Below are 16033 nucleotides of genomic sequence, written 5' to 3'. Positions count from 1 at the left end.
GAATGGGTGTTGCGGAGAGGGATGCGCCATGACGGCACACACTCATTCCCGGAGAACACCCATGTTCATGCACAACAAGCGATTGCAGTACACCGTTCGGGTCAGCGAAACCGATCCTGGCCTGGCCAACCTGCTGCTGGAGCAGTTCGGTGGCCCGCAGGGCGAGCTTGCTGCCGCCATGCGCTACTTCACGCAAGCTGTTGCAGAAGAGGATCCTGGCCGCAAGGACATGCTCTACGACATCGCGACCGAAGAGCTGAGCCACCTGGAGATCATCGGCACCATCGTCGCCATGCTCAATCGCGGTGCCAAGGGGGAGTTGGCGGAAGCGGTGGATGAGCAGGCGGAGCTGTATCGCAAGCTCAATGGCGCCGGCAACGACAGCCATGTGACGCAGGTGCTCTATGGCGGTGGGCCGTCATTGACGAACTCGGGGGGCGTGCCGTGGACCGCGGCCTACATCGATTCGATCGGCGAGCCGACGGCGGACCTGCGCTCGAACATCGCGGCCGAAGCACGCGCCAAGATCATCTACGAACGATTGATCAACGTGAGCGACGACCCCGGTGTGCGCGATGCGCTGGGATTTCTCATGACGCGCGAAGTCGCGCACCAGAAGTCGTTCGAGAAGGCGCTTTATGCCATTAACGGCAACTTCCCCCCGGGCAAACTGCCGCCGGTGCCTGAGTTCAGCGATGCGTATTTCAAGATGTCGCGCGGTGGTCCGATCGTGCAGGCACCCTGGAATAGCGGCACCGGCCTTGAGCTTGTCTCGGACCCGCCGATGCCCGTTGACGGCGGTGACGGCAACGCGTCGGTCAACCTGACCGACGCCGAACTGGAAACGCTCGAGGCCATGAAGGCGCGTCTGGCTTCGGATCCGGCTGTCGATCCGACCACGGGCGCGGAGCTTGGTGAAACGAAGGCGTGACCACCGCCTCCAGGCCCGGGTGCTGCGCTGCTCGGGCCTGGACATTGCGTCTGCGCCAGGCACCGGCCGTTTCAAGCTCGAACAAAGATGGAGACGCTCATGCATATGCAAGAACTGCTTGCAATCGCGGCGCTCACCCTTGCCGTGATTGCCATGTATTCGCTCGCCCGCGGCGTACCTGCCGGCGTGTTCGGGGCGGGCGCACAACAAGTTGCGCCGATGTATTCAGGGGTCACACCGCCGCATCCTTTCCTGAACGGAAGGCGGTGATGGCAGACGACACAACGCACGAAGGCCCGGCGCGGTTCGAGTGCGCGGGCCATACCGTTACGGTGATCGCAGAACAGGATGCGCAGGGCGTCTGGGTGCCGCGCATCTCTGTGGCCAACGGCGAGCGGCACTTCGAAATTCGCGAAATATCCCAGACGTGGCGCGGCTGGCATACCGAAGGCGAGGCCATTCGAGATGGGATGGAACAGGCGCGCTTGCTGCTCACGCGTGAGCGGCCCTGATTCTGAAGACCGGCGCGACGGCGCTCGGCATGGCTTCGGCGGCGCGTCGGGCCACTACTGAATCCACAAGGAGATTGCGATGAAGGCGCTCTGCTGGCACGGCAAACACGACATCCGCTGCGATACCGTTCCGGACCCGACGATCCAACACGGCCGTGACGCCATCATCAAGGTCACGGCGTGCGCCATCTGCGGTTCGGACTTGCACCTCTTCGACGGTGTCATGCCCGGCATGGAAAGCGGCGATGTGGTCGGCCACGAAACCATGGGCGAAGTCGTGGAAGTGGGGCCCGAAAACACCAAGCTGAAGGTGGGCGACCGCGTTGTCGTGCCGTTCACCATTTCCTGCGGCGAGTGCTTTTTCTGCAAGCGCGGGTTCTATTCCGGATGCGAGCGAACCAACCCTGACCACGCCAAGGCCGCCAAGTTGTGGGGTCATTCGCCGGCGGGTTTGTTCGGCTACTCGCACCTGCTGGGCGGATATGCCGGCGGCCAGGCGGAATATCTGCGCGTGCCGTATGCAGACGTCGGGCCCATTCGCGTGCCGGAGGGTGTGGACGATGAGACCCTGTTGTTCCTGTCCGACATCTTTCCGACCGGCTACATGGCCGCCGAGAACTGCAATATCCAGCCCGGCGACACCATCGCCGTGTGGGGCTGCGGGCCCGTCGGGCAATTCGCGATCCGAAGCGCCTTCCTCCTCGGGGCGGAACGCGTGATTGCCATCGATACGGTGCCCGAGCGCTTGGCCATGGCCCGCGCGGCCGGCGCGCAGACGCTCGATTTCAAAGCCAGCGATGTGCACGAGGCGCTCAACGAAATGACGCAGGGCCGCGGCCCCGATGCCTGCATCGATGCAGTGGGCACGGAGCCCGAGACGACCGCCAGCTTCGACTCCGTGCTCGACCGCATCAAAGTCGCCACCGCGCTCGGTACGGATCGGCCGCACGTGTTGCGGCAGGCCATTCAGTGCTGCCGCAACTTCGGAACGGTCTCGATCGTCGGCGTGTATGGCGGGTTGCTGGACAAGGTGCCGTTTGGGTCAGCCATCAATCGCGGGCTGACGTTCCGGATGGCGCAAACACCGGTTCAGCGGTATCTGCCGATGCTGCTCGAGCGGATCGAGCGCGGGGAGATCGACCCGTCGTTCGTGGTGACGCATCGCGGCACGCTTGCGGATGGCCCCGACCTGTACAAGACCTTCCGTGACAAGCAGGACGGGTGTGTGAAGGTGGTGCTGAAACCCTGACGAAGGCGGGGCGGGCACATTTACATTTGCAGGAAGGATGCGCCCTAGCTGCGCAGCGGCCAGACGCAGTTATCGGCGACAGCAAAGAGCGCTTCTCCCGGCGCAGCCGGCGCGGTCCACAAGCCGGTGAACTCGCCGAATGCGGGGAGGAGGGCGCCGCTTGTTCCAAACCGGAAACACGGCAGCCGGAGGCGGTCCCGAGCCGGTCCGCTGATGACGACGCCCGGGTGCACGTGACCGGCAATGACGTAGCGACCGGGCACCACCTGCGGCTCATGGCATAGCGCGAAGGGGCCAATCCCCCAAGGCTCTTCGACCACGTTGAAGCGCAAGTCCGCAGGTGGGTCGCCCGCGTGGCGGTCGTGGTTGCCGCGGACCAGCGTGCACGCGACATCGGCGTGGCGTGCGCGCCAGGCGGCGAGTGCATCGATGGCGGCGTGCGCCTCGCGCGCGTGCAGGAGGTCGCCCAGCCACGCGATATGCGCGACCGGCAATCGGGCCAGCATGGCGTCCAGGCGGGCGACCGCCTGGCTGGTGCTTCCGGCCGGCACCGGCACGCCGCGCGCGCGGAAGGTCGCCGCCTTGCCGAAGTGCGCGTCGGCCACCATCAGCATGCGCTGCACGGGCCACCACAGCGCGCGTTCGGGCAGGAGCCATACGGTCTCGCCCGCGCATTGGATGGCGAGGTCCGAAGAAGAGGTCATAACAGTGGCAGCGGCTTCGATGTCTTGCGTGGCCGGCGCGGGCGGCGGCTGGATTTGCCGGCTGTGTCGGGCGATTCTGTCAGGCGCAGCGCAGCTTGTACATCTGTCTCGATTTCCGGCCGTGTGGCCGCATCCGGATCAGTGGGCTCGGGGCCGGCGGCGCGCTCCGCTTCGGCCAGCATGCGTGCGATCCGATCGGCGAGCTTCTCGGTGGAAAGCTGCTCACGAAACCGTTCCACCATCAGCGGAAAGCCGAACGGCGAAGGCCGCTTCAGTGCGCAAAGCTGGAGACGCAAGCCGCGCATGCGGATGAGGGCCGCTTCGATGCGGTCGAGGTCCAGCTCCTGGCGCAGCACTTCGGTTTCTGCCTGCGACAGCAGCAGGTTGCCCGGGTCGTGGCGCCGGAAGACTTCATAGAACAGGCCGGAAGATGCCTGCAACTGGCGCGCGCTCTTGTGCGCGCCGGGGTAGCCCTGAAACACCAGGCCCGATACACGTGCGATCTCGCGAAAGCGGCGTTGCGCCAGTTCTCCGGCGTTGAGGCTGGCCAGCACATCGTGCATGAGCGTGTGCGTGGCAAAGAGTTCGCCGCTGGCCAGCAGCGCCGGCCAGTCGATGGGCGTGGCCGACAGCAGTTCGAGGCCGTAGTCGTTGAATGCCAGTGAGAAGGTCGCCGGCGTGCGATTGGCCGCGCGCCAGCCGAGGAGGCTCGCGAGGCCCAGGTGCGCATGCCGCCCGGCAAACGGGTAGAGAAACAGATGCCAGCCTTCGCGTGAGTGCAGCGTCTCGGCCACCAGCGTTGCCGTGGTGGGCAGCGCAGACCAGCGCGCCTGCAACTCCAGCAGCGGGCGCGCGGCCTGCATTTCGGGGCTGTCGAAGCGGGCATGTGCTGCCGCATCAAGCTGCGCCACCACCGCGTGCGCCAGCTCGGTGGAAAGCGGCATGCGACCGCCGTTCCAGCGCGGCACGGCAGCGCGTTTGCCGGTGGCGCGCCGCACATAGGCCGTCATGTCCTGCACGCGCACCAGCTCCAGCAGGCGGCCTGCAAACAGGAAGTTGTCCCCGGGGCGCAGCCGCGCAATGAAACCTTCTTCAATCGACCCCAGCGCGCCGCCGCCGGAGGCGTGCCACCAGCGCACGGTCATCGTTGCATCGCTGACGATGGTTCCGATGCTCATGCGGTGTCGCCGCGCAAGGCGTGCGTCGGGCACGCGCCAGACGCCGTGTTCATCGGGCACGACGCGGTGGTAGTCGGGATACGCCGTGAGCGAGTGGCCGCCCTGTCGTACGAAGTCGAGCGCCCATTGCCATTCGTCGTCGCGCAAGTCGCGGTAGGCCCAGGCGCGGCGCACTTCCTCCAACAGCGCGTTGGGCACGAAGCCACCGCCCAGCGCCACCGTCACCAGATGCTGCACTAACACGTCCAGCGGCTTATGCGGCGAGGTGCGGGCTTCCACCTGGCCCGACATGGCTGCTGTGCGCGCGGCCGCGCCTTCCACGAGTTCAAGGCTGTGCGTCGGCACCACCGTCACGCGAGAAGGGCGGCCGGGCGCGTGGCCAGATCGCCCCGCGCGCTGCAACAGCCTCGCCACGCCCTTGGGCGAACCGATCTGCAGTACGCGTTCCACGGGCAGAAAGTCGACTCCGAGATCGAGGCTGGACGTGCAGAACACGGCCTTCAGCAGGCCCTGCTTGAGGCCGGTCTCGACCCAGTCGCGCGTTGCGCGGTCCAGCGAGCCGTGATGCAACGCAATCAGCCCAGCCCATTCCGGCCGCGCGTTGATGACGGCCTGATACCACAGCTCCGCTTGCGACCGCGTGTTCAGAAACACCAGCGCGGTGCGGGCGCTTTCCAGCTCTTCCAAGACATGCGGCAGCATCGCCATGCCCAGATGCCCGGCCCATGGAAACCGGCCTACGCCGTCGGGGAGCAGCGTATCGATCTCCATGCGCTTGGGCAGGTGGCCCTGCACCAGCGTGCCGGGGGTGGGCGTTCCTGCATCGCCCAGCGCGTCCATGGCTTCCGTTAGGTTGCCCAGCGTGGCAGAAAGCCCCCACACGATCAGGTCCGGCGACCACGCGCGCAGCCGGGCCAGCGCCAATTGGACCTGCACGCCGCGCTTGTTGCCAACGAGTTCGTGCCATTCATCCACGACGACCACGCGCACCGAGCCCAGGGCCTCGCGAGCATCGGCGCGTGCAAGCAGCAACGACAGGCTTTCGGGTGTGGTCACCAGAGCCGTGGGCAAGCGGCGTGATTGCGCGGCGCGTTCGGCGCTGCCGGTGTCGCCGGTGCGCAAGCCGAGCGTCCAGTGCGGCGCCAGTGCCTGTGCCGCTTCGGTCAATGCGCGGGTGGTGTCGGCCGCCAGCGCGCGCATGGGCGTGAGCCACAGCACCGACAACGGCGGTGCGCCGCCACGTCCGCGCGCCTGCGCCAGCCGCTGCAACGCCCCCAGCCACACTGCATAGGTTTTCCCCGCGCCGGTGGTGGCATGCAGCAGGCCCGATTCGCCGCGCGCCATGGCCGACCACACGGTGCGCTGGAACGGCATGGGCGTCCAGCCACGCGCAGCAAACCACGTATCAAGATCGGGCGATGCGGGTGCGTTCATGACGGCGGTAGCAGGCTTTCCAGCGTCTGCAGCGTATCGGCTTCTGCGACGGGCTTGTCGTGTCGCCAGCGCAGCATACGCGGAAACCGCACCGCGATGCCGCTCTTGTGCCGAGGGCTGCGCGCAATGCCCTCGAAGCCCAGTTCGAACACCAGCGTCGGCGCCACGCTGCGCACGGGGCCAAAGCTCTCCACCGTCGTCTTGCGGATGAGCGCGTCGACCTGACGGATCTCTGCGTCGCTCAGGCCGGAGTACGCCTTGGCAAACGGCACCAGCTTGCGCTCGGGCACATCGGGCGGCGCATCCCACACGGCGAAGGTGTAGTCGGTGTACAGGCTCGCGCGCCGGCCGTGGCCGCGTTGTGCATAGATCAGGACGGCGTCGACCGAGAACGGATCGATCTTCCACTTCCACCACACGCCCACATCCTTGGTGCGGCCCACGCCGTAGCGCGCGTCGCGCCGCTTGAGCATCAGCCCCTCCACGCCAAGCTCGCGCGACGCTTCGCGCTGCTGGGCAAGATGCTGCCAGTCGTCGCCTTGCAGCAAAGGTGACAGCTCCAGCGCCGGATGGATGCATTCCGCAATCACGCGTTCGAGTTGCGCGCGCCGTTCGCTCTGCGGGCGCTCACGCAGATCCTGCCCCTGCCATTCCAGCAGGTCATACGCCAGCAGCACGGCCGGCGCATCGCGCAGCACGCGTGCATTCAGCGTCTTGCGGCCGATACGCTGCTGAAGCAGGGCAAACGGCTGCACGCGGCCCGCCTGCCAGACCACGATCTCGCCGTCGAGCACGGTCCCTGGCGGCAGCACCTCCGCCATGGCGGACAGTTCTGGAAAGCGATCGGTAATGAGTTCCTCGCCGCGCGACCACAGCCATGCGCTGTCGGCGCGACGCACGAGCTGCGCGCGGATGCCATCCCACTTCCATTCGATTTGCCATTCAGCAGGCGTGCCGAGCAGGGTGTCGAAGGCCTCCAGGTCAGCCTGCAGCGGGTGCGCGAGAAAGAACGGATAGGGGTGTCCGGTATCGAGCGCGTGGCCATCGACGCTGGCATCGGCCAGCAACGCGCGATAGCGCTCGGCGGTGGGCGCCTGGCCGATGTCGGTATAGCCCATCAGCCGTTGCGCCACGTGCTTGGGGTCGGTGCCGCCCACCTCCGCCAGCGCGCGCGTGACCAGCAGCTTTGACACCCCCACGCGAAACGCCCCCGTGATCAGCTTCATCAACACCAGCCGCGCATGCAGCGGGAGCCCGCGGCACAGCTCCGCCAGGCGCGGCAGCACCACTTCGGGCGGCTGCCCGCGCAACGGCAGCAGGCGGGCCTCCATCCATTCGGTCAGGCTGGCGTCGTCGGCGTGATCTGCATCGGGCAGGACGAGGGCGATGGTCTCGGCCAGGTCCCCCACGGCCTGGTAGCACTCGTCAAACAGCCATTCGGGCAGGCCGGAGGTGGTCTGCGCAAAGCTGGCGAGCACGCGCACCGGCACCAGCTGGCGCGGCTTGCCACCGGCCAGGAAGTAGACCGCCCACGCGGCGTCGGCATCGGGCGCCGTGCGCAGGTAGGCCACCAGTGCGGCCAGCTTGCCGTTGCTCGATGTGGTGGCGTCGAGCTGCGCGTACAGGTCGGCGAAGGCTTTCATGACGCGGGCGTGTCGTGGGGCTCGCCGGACGGGGGCGTGTCTCCTGTTTCGGCGGCATTGCCTTCTTCGCCCTCGTCGCCATACTCGGTGGCGAAGGCGCGCGCATCCAGGCCGCGTTCGCACAGCCAACGCACCATTGGCGCGACCTGGCCGTGCGTGACATAGACACGCGTGGCGCCCGTGGCGTCGATGGCCTGCAGCAGGCCGGGCCAGTCGGCATGATCGGACAGCACGATGCCGCGATCGACGCCGCGCCGCCGACGTGCACCGCGCAGCTGCATCCAGCCGCTGGCAAAGGCATCGGCGTAGTCGCCAAAACGGCGCATCCACGCCGTGCGTTGTGCGGAGGGCGGTGCCAGCACGAGCGCGCGTCGCAAGTCCGCGCGCGGCACGTCAGTAGCGAGTTGCGTGGGTGGCAGTGCCACGCCCGCGCGCCGATAGGCGGCATCCAGTTGCAGCATGGCGCCGTGCGAAACGATGGGCCCAATGCCGGTATCGAGCCCTGAAAGAATGCGCTGCGCCTTGCCGAAGGCGTAGCAGAACACGACGCTTGCCCGGCCCGCGTCGGCATTGCCGCGCCACCATGCGTTGAGCTGCGCAAAGATCTCGGTTTGCGGCCGCCAGTGGTAGATCGGCAGCCCGAAGGTGGATTCGGTGATGAAGGTATTGCATCGCACCGGCTCGAACGGCGTGCAGGTGCTGTCAGCCTCCACCTTGTAGTCGCCGGACACGACCCACACGTCGCCGCCATATTCGAGCCGCACCTGCGCAGAGCCCAGCACGTGCCCCGCCGGATGAAAGCTCAGCCGGACGCCGTGGTGGACGATGGATTCCCCGTACGGCAGCGTCTGCAGGGGGATGTCGTCACCCAGCCGCGCGCGCAGCACGCCCTCCCCCGGAGCGGCAGCCAGGTAATGCCGGTGCCCGACGCGAGCGTGGTCACTGTGGGCGTGCGTGATGACGGCGCGATCGACCGGCCGCCATGGGTCAACGTAGAAGTCGCCTGCAGGACAGTACAGGCCGCTGGGCGTTGTCACGATCAAGTCCGCTGCACTGGTCATCGCTCGCTCTCATTGGATGCCCCGATCTGGCTCCCGCGACAACATTAACGCAATGGCTGCTTGCGCACAGGCTCGCCGCGCATGTCCGCAGGCCCTCCGGGGCCCGCCGCGGCACTGGCGCCCGACGCATCATTGCTGCCACCGGGCTCGCGTAGTCCTGCGGGCGGGTTCGTGGTCTGCGGGGAAGGCGATTGCGGTGCGGAGGCCGGCATGGTGTCCGGATATCGCGACAAGGAGTGCTTTGCCGTCTTCGCTTCGCCGGGTTGAGGGGCTTGAGCGGCTTGAGCGGCGTCGGGCGATGCCGACCGGGGCTCCGTGGGCTGCGCGAGCGAAAGCCCGCTGCCCGTCGTCGATATCAGGAAGAGCAGCCAACCCGCGGCTGCTTGTCGTGTTACTCGTAATGCGTGATGCATGCGTGGCCTCCGGTTGCGCCCCCGTGCCGTAAGCAGCCGGCATGCCAGGCCGGCTGGCCGACTGGTTGCGGCGCCCAGGGCCCCGTGGCTGGGGCGTACCTGGCCGTTTCTTCAATGGTGGGAAAAAACGACGTTTGGCGCCCGATCGGTTCGCGGGGCATAAGCGCCGGTTGCAAAGATCCTGGACGGCTGAACGCTGGTGAACGCCCCCATCCGCGGTGCCTGCCGATCCGGTCGGAAGTTGATCTGTGTCAGCCAGCGAAGGCCAGCATCGACGTACCGTGGGTCCTATCAGAGAAGCCATCCAATAGGCTAAGAACGGGGAACGTCATGCTTGAGCAACAACCAGATGAGGTGGTCGCCGCCACGCTTTGGGAACTGGAATCCTCGGTGTCCCGTGCGCTGCCCGGAGGCGCGCTTGTCAGTTCCGCAAGGGCCGCCTGCGGCGGCTATGACGTGGCTGCGAAGTGGACGATGCCGACAGCCCGCGGCAATCGGCAGGAATGCACCTTGAAACTGCATTTCAGCTTGGTGGAGGCCAGGGCGTACTGCCGGTTGAACCATCCAAGACGGGAGGAAATCTGCCGGCGCATGAGCGAATGGCTGGTGGGGCAGTTGGAAATCCAGGGCCGAGAGCGCGCAGACACCGGCTACGACCTGGTGCTGGCCGTGCCAAACGCCTTCTTTGTGGATGAGCAAGACACCATTCAGGTTGGCCGCCAGGACCGGGAGCACGATTTTTCGCTCTATCGAGGGGCATCCCTGCCGCCGCTGACGTGAGCGGAAGTTCGGTCCGCCATTTGACGCTCCTCCGCTAAACATCGGTTCGTTGTGCGCCGTCAACGCACGCGGCTACGCAGGAGCTACCTTCGAATGGCGGCCCGTCAATGTGGGTGCGCGGAAATGCGGAGGCCTTATGCGCGAGACGATCAGCGAAGCCGAGAAGACCTGTCTACGTGAACTCCAAGATGCGCTAACCGAGACGCTGCCCCGTCGGGCCGTCTTGCGACTGGAAGGCGACGAGCTAGACGGAATAGATGTTCATGCGTGGTGGATAGTGGAAGGCCCGCAAGGCGCCAAGCAGGTGAATTCGTTTTCGTTCCACCTGACGGAGTCGATGTTGCAGGCTTACTTCCACCAGCCCATGGAGGCGCGTGCAAGTACGTGCAGACGATTGAAGGATTGGGCGAACTGGGCGCTCGAAGGTGCAGAGGAGACTGGCGACAGCGAGATGGGCTTCGATATCTGCGTTGCCGTACCTGGGGGCATCTTCCATCCAGGCGCTGATTTGCAACGGGCCTGACGGTCCATCGCAGGCGACGGCGGGAAGGGCTCGGTGCCATCGCGTGCGGGCCGGTAATGGACGTTGTGGGCGTCCATCCCGGAGCCCGCGTCAGGGCCGCTGCAGCCGGTAGCGAACCGGCAACCCCATCGCACCTGCTTACTGCGTAATCGCAGCGGTGCCCACTCGATAGCAGGTCGGAATCGCGTTCTTCTTGGGGCGTTGATAGATCAGTTTGTAGGCGCCGGTCGAGGCACGCGACTGCGGTGAACTGAATGTCAGGACCTTCCCGTAATCGCCGTTCGCAGTGGCTTCTTTACCGATGATCAGCGGCGAGAGGATCGGATCTGTACGCGCGGAGTCCGCGTCGATGATGCGGCGCACGTGCGAGAGATTTTCGACGTACCAGTCCGCCTTCATCGCTGCGGTGGGAATCACGAACGGACGATATGCCGGGCCCGCAAAATGGCTGTCGATGATCATCCATGGGTCCTTGTCGACACTTCCCAGTTCAGACGGAAGTACCTTCTGACCGGCCGTTGCGCTCTTCAAGTAAGAACCAATGTCGGCACCCAGGCGCGAGCCGCGTTCTCCAGCGGTGGCCGGGTCGAACAGGTTGCCGTCCGGGCCATTTCTGAGTTCGCTGAATCGTTTGCCCGTCCAGGTGATGACGTGGGAGACGATGTAGCCGTTCGCGATGTTCGAAGGCGTGGCGTTCCCGGGCTGCGGCGCGGTCTGCGTGATGTACAGAAGGTCGCCCGGCCGCAGGTGACCAACGAGGCTCGCGATGTTGCCTTGGTTGATGTCGAGCAGGACGCCCGCCTGCTCCTTGCCCACCAGCGGGTCATCGCCGGTCGAACATGCCTGCGTGCCGATACCGGTTTCGAGATTGCCGTCCTTTTGCGTGACGCCCGCAAAGTTGTATGCCCATGATGTGAAGTCCGAGCAATCGACCCCTAGCCACTTGACCTCGGCATGTGTCAGGGCAGCGAGACTCTGCGCGCCGTCGCTCCTGCGATTTGCAGTACAGGTCATGCCGGAGCTATCACCACCAGATGTACTTCCGGATGACGAATTGCGGAACTTCGCCGGGCTTGCGGGCGGGAGCCAGCCGGGGATGTGGTGGTGGCAATAGTTCAGGCCCTGGTCCACCCAGTAGTTTTCCACGGCCATCACGAGTTCACGCTGGAACGTCGCAACGTCGGCATTGCACGACGCCGCGGAAATCGCGCCGTATACGGCGGCATGCGGTCCCCACGTCCCCCCATTTGCGTAGTTCGCCCAATTGGCGACGGTCACGCCGTTGCCAAGCTGCGCCTGCACGTCGTTCTTTCGACTTTCGAACAGGGGGGACGCTTCGCCCAGGAGCGCGTTGCGGTCGTGGCAGGCCGCGCTGCTCACGGTGATGGCCGAGGGCTGGCCCGGGATGATGGCGCGCAGCTTCGAAACAGACGTGATGCCAGAGCGGTTACGCGTCCCGCCGATATAGTCGGCAGCCCCTACCGTGATGGCGCAGTTCGCAGCGGCCGGCGCACTCACCGTGCCGTCAGCGGCTACGTCGCCCGCGCCGGCGTGGCAGTCGCTTAGTGTGTCGCCGTTGGCCGCCTGCGCGACGATGTTTGCAGTGCTCTCGGCAACTGATATCCCGGCAGACGTGCGGCTTTGTGATTCGGCCCCCAGGGCCAGCGCCATGAGCGCGCCAGGCGTCACGTCCGACGTGCCGCCCGTTTCCACGAACGTGGGCAGGGTCTGCTGCACGTCGATGTTGCCTGCCAGGGCGTTCACGCGCGACAAAGCGGCGGCGACGTTGTCGGGAGTCAGGCCACCCGCGCTGCGGGCATCTTCGACCACGGCATTCGACCACGGAGAGACAACCATCCGCGTCGGCTCAGACAAGTAGACCGCATCGACTTCACCCGAAAGGTTCCCGCTTGCGCCGGTCGCCTCTTCTTCGTATGTGCCTCCCGTTACCCGGACGAGCACGGGATAGCGCAGCGCTTGCCACAGCGAAAACGTGCCGTCGCTCGCGGTCATGGTGGTGGCGAGCGGCTCTGGCGCCGCACTGCCGTCAGGGTTCAGTGCGTAGATCGCGACTTTCGCGTTCGCCACGGCGCCCAGTAAGACGCTGCCGGAAACGACCGGGGCGGACGAGCCGCAGCCCGCGAGGGTAAGCGCGAGTACAGCGCTCGCCATGTAGGAGAGTTGTAAAGCTTTCACGGATGGACGTGTCCGAATTCTGAGGCGGTTGATATTGCCGAGCTGCTCGAGCATCGACGTTGAGTATCTTCAGCGTATAAGGCGCACTGCCCGCCTGATCAACTAAATAGCGAAGCGGACACCAGCCTTATCTTCCAATTGCGCAGATGCCGCGCCGGCATGTGCGCGCGACGCCGGTTGCCACCGCGGCCGATTCAGTTTTTGTCGGTGCTCAACGAGGGCCGCCGCACTCCGGTACGGCTTCTGTGATCGGAACGTCGTCGGAGAATTCGTAGCGCGCTTTGCCGTGGCCCTTGGCGCGATAGAGCGCCTCGTCTGCGGCGGCAAACACGACGGCCCGCTCCACGTTGTGGCTCAGTCGTGCCACGCCAACGCTACACCCCAGTTCAATGACGACTTCACCAAACTTGTAGGGCCGCGCGCCGATCGAAACGATTCGGCCAGCCAGCCTGTGCAACGCTTCGTCGTTCACCGGCCCGACGATGACGGCAAATTCGTCGCCACCGAAGCGGGCGACAAAATCGGACGGACGTGTGACTGTGCGCAGCCGGTCGGCAAATGCGCGCAGCACCTCGTCGCCGGTTGAGTGGCCGTAAGTGTCGTTGACGCGTTTGAACCCGTCGAGGTCGATGAGCAGCAGGGCGCCCAGCTCGCGGCGGTTGCCGGAAGAAAGCGCTTTCTCCATCTGGTTGTCAAAGCCAGCGCGGTTCATCAGACCCGTGAGATGGTCTGTCATCGACAGGGTTTTCAGACGGATCTCCTTCTCCCTGCGGGCGGTGATGTCCGTGACAAGGATGTGCACACCGATGACGGTGCCGTCGGCCCGGAACTGCGGAACATACTGAACTTCCCGGTATGTGAGCGAGGACCCGATGCGCTCCTCGCGCTCGAACTTCTGCGGGCTTCCCGCCAGCGCCTTCTCCAATGGCTCGCGCAGGCGCTCATACGCGGCCAGGCCCACGACTTCGGCAACGGTCTTGCCGACAAGACTCGAACGTGGCATGCCCATCTCGCTTGCATAGGCGGCGTTTACAAATTCGTATCGGCCGTCTGCGCCCACGAACAGCACGTGCCCCGGCATTGCGTCCGTGATGGTCTGCAAGGTCTCTGCGTTGCGCTGGATGGCTTCTTTCGCTGCCTTTTCGGCACGGATGTCCCGCATGAGCGCGGAGTAATGGTCAAGCTTGCCGGTGGCATCGCGGTGAACGATGACGGTGTGGGCCACAGGAACGACTTCTCGCTCGGCGTTGTATGCGAGCGTTTCGCCCATCCACATGCCCGATCTCAGCGCGGTGGGCACGGCGACCTCTTTCAGCAGCTGTAACGTCTGGGGCGGGTGGTAGTCGGCAATGGTCGTTTCGCTGACGGCTTTGTCGGGCGGAATGCCCGCGAAGACTCGACCCGCCGGGTTGATGTAGGTCAGTTGCCCGTACCGGTCTGTTTGGGCAATGAAGTCCGGCGTGGCTTCCAGAATGGACATCAGCGCGCCAATCGCCTCTTCGGCGCGAACGCGTTGTGTGATGTCTTCAATGACGCCGACATATCCTTCGGCTTTCCCGTCCACCACAACAGGGGCAGCCGTCACGGATATCTGGCGGTCCGGTTCGCCCGGTATGGAGAAGCGCTGCATGTCGCGAAAGAGCAGGCCCGCTTCTCTCGAGGCATCCCACGCGTTCTCTGCGCGCTCCTTGTCTTCCGGTGAGAGCCTTTCACGCCAGGAATCTGCAAGCGCATCTTCCTTCGACAGGCCGAGAATGCGGCAGTACGCGTCGTTGACATAGGTCGTGCGGCCGTCATTGCGTGTCCGGAAGAATCCGAGCGGTGATGCGTCGTTGACCGCTTCGAGTTCGGCCCTCTGCTGTACGACCTGACCCATGAGGGCGCGCAGGCTCCGCACGATGGAGTCGATTTCGGGAGAAGCGCGTCCGATATCGAGCGTAGTGAGCCCATCCCATTCGCAGTGGTCGGGCCGACGCAAAGCGACGTGCAGACGGTGCAAAGGCCTGAGAAGCCACTGCATGCCGCTCCACACAGACAACGCGACCAGACCAATCAGGCAAAGGGAAACCCACCCCAGGCGGTGTCGCATGACGGCAAAGGGGGCATCAACTTCGGCCCTGGGGATGACCGACCCCAACGTCCATCCTGTGGCAATGACGTTCTCCAGCGTGATCATCGGCGCTGCCTCATCCAGAGGTTGGCCGGCAAGCGCCTTTGCGATGTCCGGCTCCGCTGTGGTGTTGGCGAGGAGCTTTTCGTCGTCTGGATGGATGACGAATACCGGGGCATTGCCCCGCTGAACAACGAATAGATAGCCGTGCTCGCCAATGCGGGTACTCCGCATGTCGCCCAGAAAGTTCGGGCGAAGCAACCCCAGCGATGCGCAGAACACGCCAACCATGTGACCCGCTTCATTCAAGACGGGTGCGGCGAAGACGATGTTTGGCGCGCCTCCGATTCGGTTGCGCAGCGGTGCGGAGATGGTGGCCTGACCGACGACAACGACTTGCTTGAAGTAGTCGCGGTCATGAACGTCCAGACCGACCACCTGCTCTACGTAAGGGGACACGGCTGTCACCTTGCCGTCCATGCCGACAAGGAACACGCCATCAAACATCCCGGCAGTGGGCGCGATGGAAGCAAAGTACTTGCGAGCGTCTTGCATAGACGCGAAGTGGACCCTGCGGGTCTGGCCTGCGGTGCGCTGGACAATGTCGAGGTACGCGTCCATGCGCTGACGGAGGTCGGTCGCGGCATCCTTTACCAGCGCCTGTTGGTGCTTCTGAATCAATACCTGAATGTCTGACCGGAACTTCGTTCGTTCGGCCAGGAAAGCGATGCAGATCAGGGTGGCCACGATGAGGCTGGCCAGCAAAGCAGCTTGGAATTTCAGGGTGGGCCGGCTCATGCGGATTTTTCTGTTATGCGTTTTGTCCGACTGCGGGACCGACGGCCCGGCGGGGCGCCGTCCACACGCGCCGGCCGTTGTGAGCGGGATTGGGATTCGACGGAGTCACGGTGCTGGATCGACGCGCATCTCAATAGGGTGGCGTGCGTCTCGTAACGCGTGATCGCGGTGTACCGCTGCTCCAATCGACGCCTGCTGCGGAAACCTTAGAACCGCGTACGAACGTTTCTTGATCTACGTCAAGGGTTTGACGCTTGATTGCCGGCGACAGGACCGGTGCTCAATGTTGCGTTTTTCCACAGCTGCTCCAGGGTGGAACGTTGCTCGAGCAGACGGCTGCCGTGTTGGTCGCTGTGTTCGACTCACGGCGGCGGGCCACTACGTGGACGTCCTTTGTCAGCTTGCGCTTGGCTGCTTCTGGCCTGGGTCTTGCAGAGATGGCATCGCAGGCCAACGGACCTGCGGGCCAACCGTCATGCGTTGCGCCCTTACACAAAAACG

At 65.1% G+C, this 16033-nt stretch carries 12 protein-coding genes; 6 read left to right on the top strand and 6 right to left on the bottom strand.

Annotated features, from left to right (window positions below; translation table 11 throughout):
• The first annotated feature begins 61 nt into the window (after positions 1-61).
• The 4 genes from R2669_RS15095 to R2669_RS15080 all read left to right on the top strand — a co-directional run bounded on the left by R2669_RS15095 (position 62) and on the right by R2669_RS15080 (position 2692).
• Complete coding sequence (locus R2669_RS15095) at positions 62-931, top strand: manganese catalase family protein (RefSeq protein ID WP_316900956.1); 870 nt, start codon at positions 62-64, stop codon at positions 929-931.
• A 99-nt stretch (positions 932-1030) separates the two neighbouring features.
• Positions 1031-1201: a hypothetical protein gene (locus R2669_RS15090; protein ID WP_186829290.1), complete on the top strand. Its 171-nt coding sequence runs from the start codon at positions 1031-1033 to the stop codon at positions 1199-1201.
• Positions 1201-1443, top strand: a complete 243-nt coding sequence (locus R2669_RS15085; RefSeq protein ID WP_147215284.1) for a DUF6566 family protein — start codon at positions 1201-1203, stop codon at positions 1441-1443. The genes R2669_RS15090 and R2669_RS15085 overlap by 1 nt, the downstream gene beginning before the upstream one ends.
• A gap of 79 nt (positions 1444-1522) precedes the next feature.
• Positions 1523-2692, top strand: coding sequence for a zinc-dependent alcohol dehydrogenase (locus tag R2669_RS15080; protein ID WP_147215282.1), 1170 nt, complete (start codon positions 1523-1525; stop codon positions 2690-2692).
• A 44-nt stretch (positions 2693-2736) separates the two neighbouring features.
• Here the strand turns inward: R2669_RS15080 and pdeM are convergent, their stop codons facing one another.
• The 4 genes from pdeM to R2669_RS15060 are packed head-to-tail and all read right to left on the bottom strand — an operon-like array spanning position 2737 to position 8712.
• Positions 2737-3396 carry a ligase-associated DNA damage response endonuclease PdeM gene (gene pdeM / locus R2669_RS15075; RefSeq protein WP_316900954.1) on the bottom strand — a complete coding sequence of 220 codons (660 nt, stop codon included), beginning with the start codon at positions 3394-3396 and terminating at the stop codon, positions 2737-2739.
• A complete protein-coding gene (locus tag R2669_RS15070) occupies positions 3393-6008 on the bottom strand; it encodes a ligase-associated DNA damage response DEXH box helicase (RefSeq protein ID WP_316900952.1) in 2616 nt (871 codons plus the stop codon). The genes pdeM and R2669_RS15070 overlap by 4 nt, the downstream gene beginning before the upstream one ends.
• Positions 6005-7651, bottom strand: a complete 1647-nt coding sequence (locus tag R2669_RS15065; protein ID WP_316900950.1) for an ATP-dependent DNA ligase — start codon at positions 7649-7651, stop codon at positions 6005-6007. Before R2669_RS15065 ends, R2669_RS15070 begins: the two co-directional genes overlap by 4 nt.
• Entirely contained in the window at positions 7648-8712 is a 1065-nt protein-coding gene (locus tag R2669_RS15060; protein ID WP_316890811.1) for a ligase-associated DNA damage response exonuclease, read from the bottom strand. The genes R2669_RS15065 and R2669_RS15060 overlap by 4 nt, the downstream gene beginning before the upstream one ends.
• 743 nt (positions 8713-9455) lie before the next feature.
• Here R2669_RS15060 and R2669_RS15055 point away from each other — a divergent pair.
• Both R2669_RS15055 and R2669_RS15050 read left to right on the top strand, forming a co-directional pair.
• Positions 9456-9905 (top strand): hypothetical protein, encoded by a 450-nt coding sequence (locus R2669_RS15055; RefSeq protein WP_316890812.1) that lies wholly within the window; start codon positions 9456-9458, stop codon positions 9903-9905.
• Between the two features lie 136 nt (positions 9906-10041).
• Entirely contained in the window at positions 10042-10428 is a 387-nt protein-coding gene (locus R2669_RS15050; RefSeq protein WP_147213886.1) for a hypothetical protein, read from the top strand.
• Between the two features lie 138 nt (positions 10429-10566).
• Here the strand turns inward: R2669_RS15050 and R2669_RS15045 are convergent, their stop codons facing one another.
• Entirely contained in the window at positions 10567-12678 is a 2112-nt protein-coding gene (locus R2669_RS15045; protein WP_316900948.1) for a hypothetical protein, read from the bottom strand.
• A 157-nt stretch (positions 12679-12835) separates the two neighbouring features.
• A complete protein-coding gene (locus R2669_RS15040; RefSeq protein WP_316900947.1) occupies positions 12836-15532 on the bottom strand; it encodes a sensor domain-containing diguanylate cyclase in 2697 nt (898 codons plus the stop codon).
• Between the last annotated feature and the right edge of the window lie 501 nt (positions 15533-16033).

The organism is Ralstonia edaphi (assembly GCF_958350185.1).
GTDB lineage: Bacteria > Pseudomonadota > Gammaproteobacteria > Burkholderiales > Burkholderiaceae > Ralstonia > Ralstonia edaphi.
The sequence above is the reverse complement of the archived record's forward strand: the minus strand, read 5'-3'. Positions and strand labels throughout refer to the sequence as shown.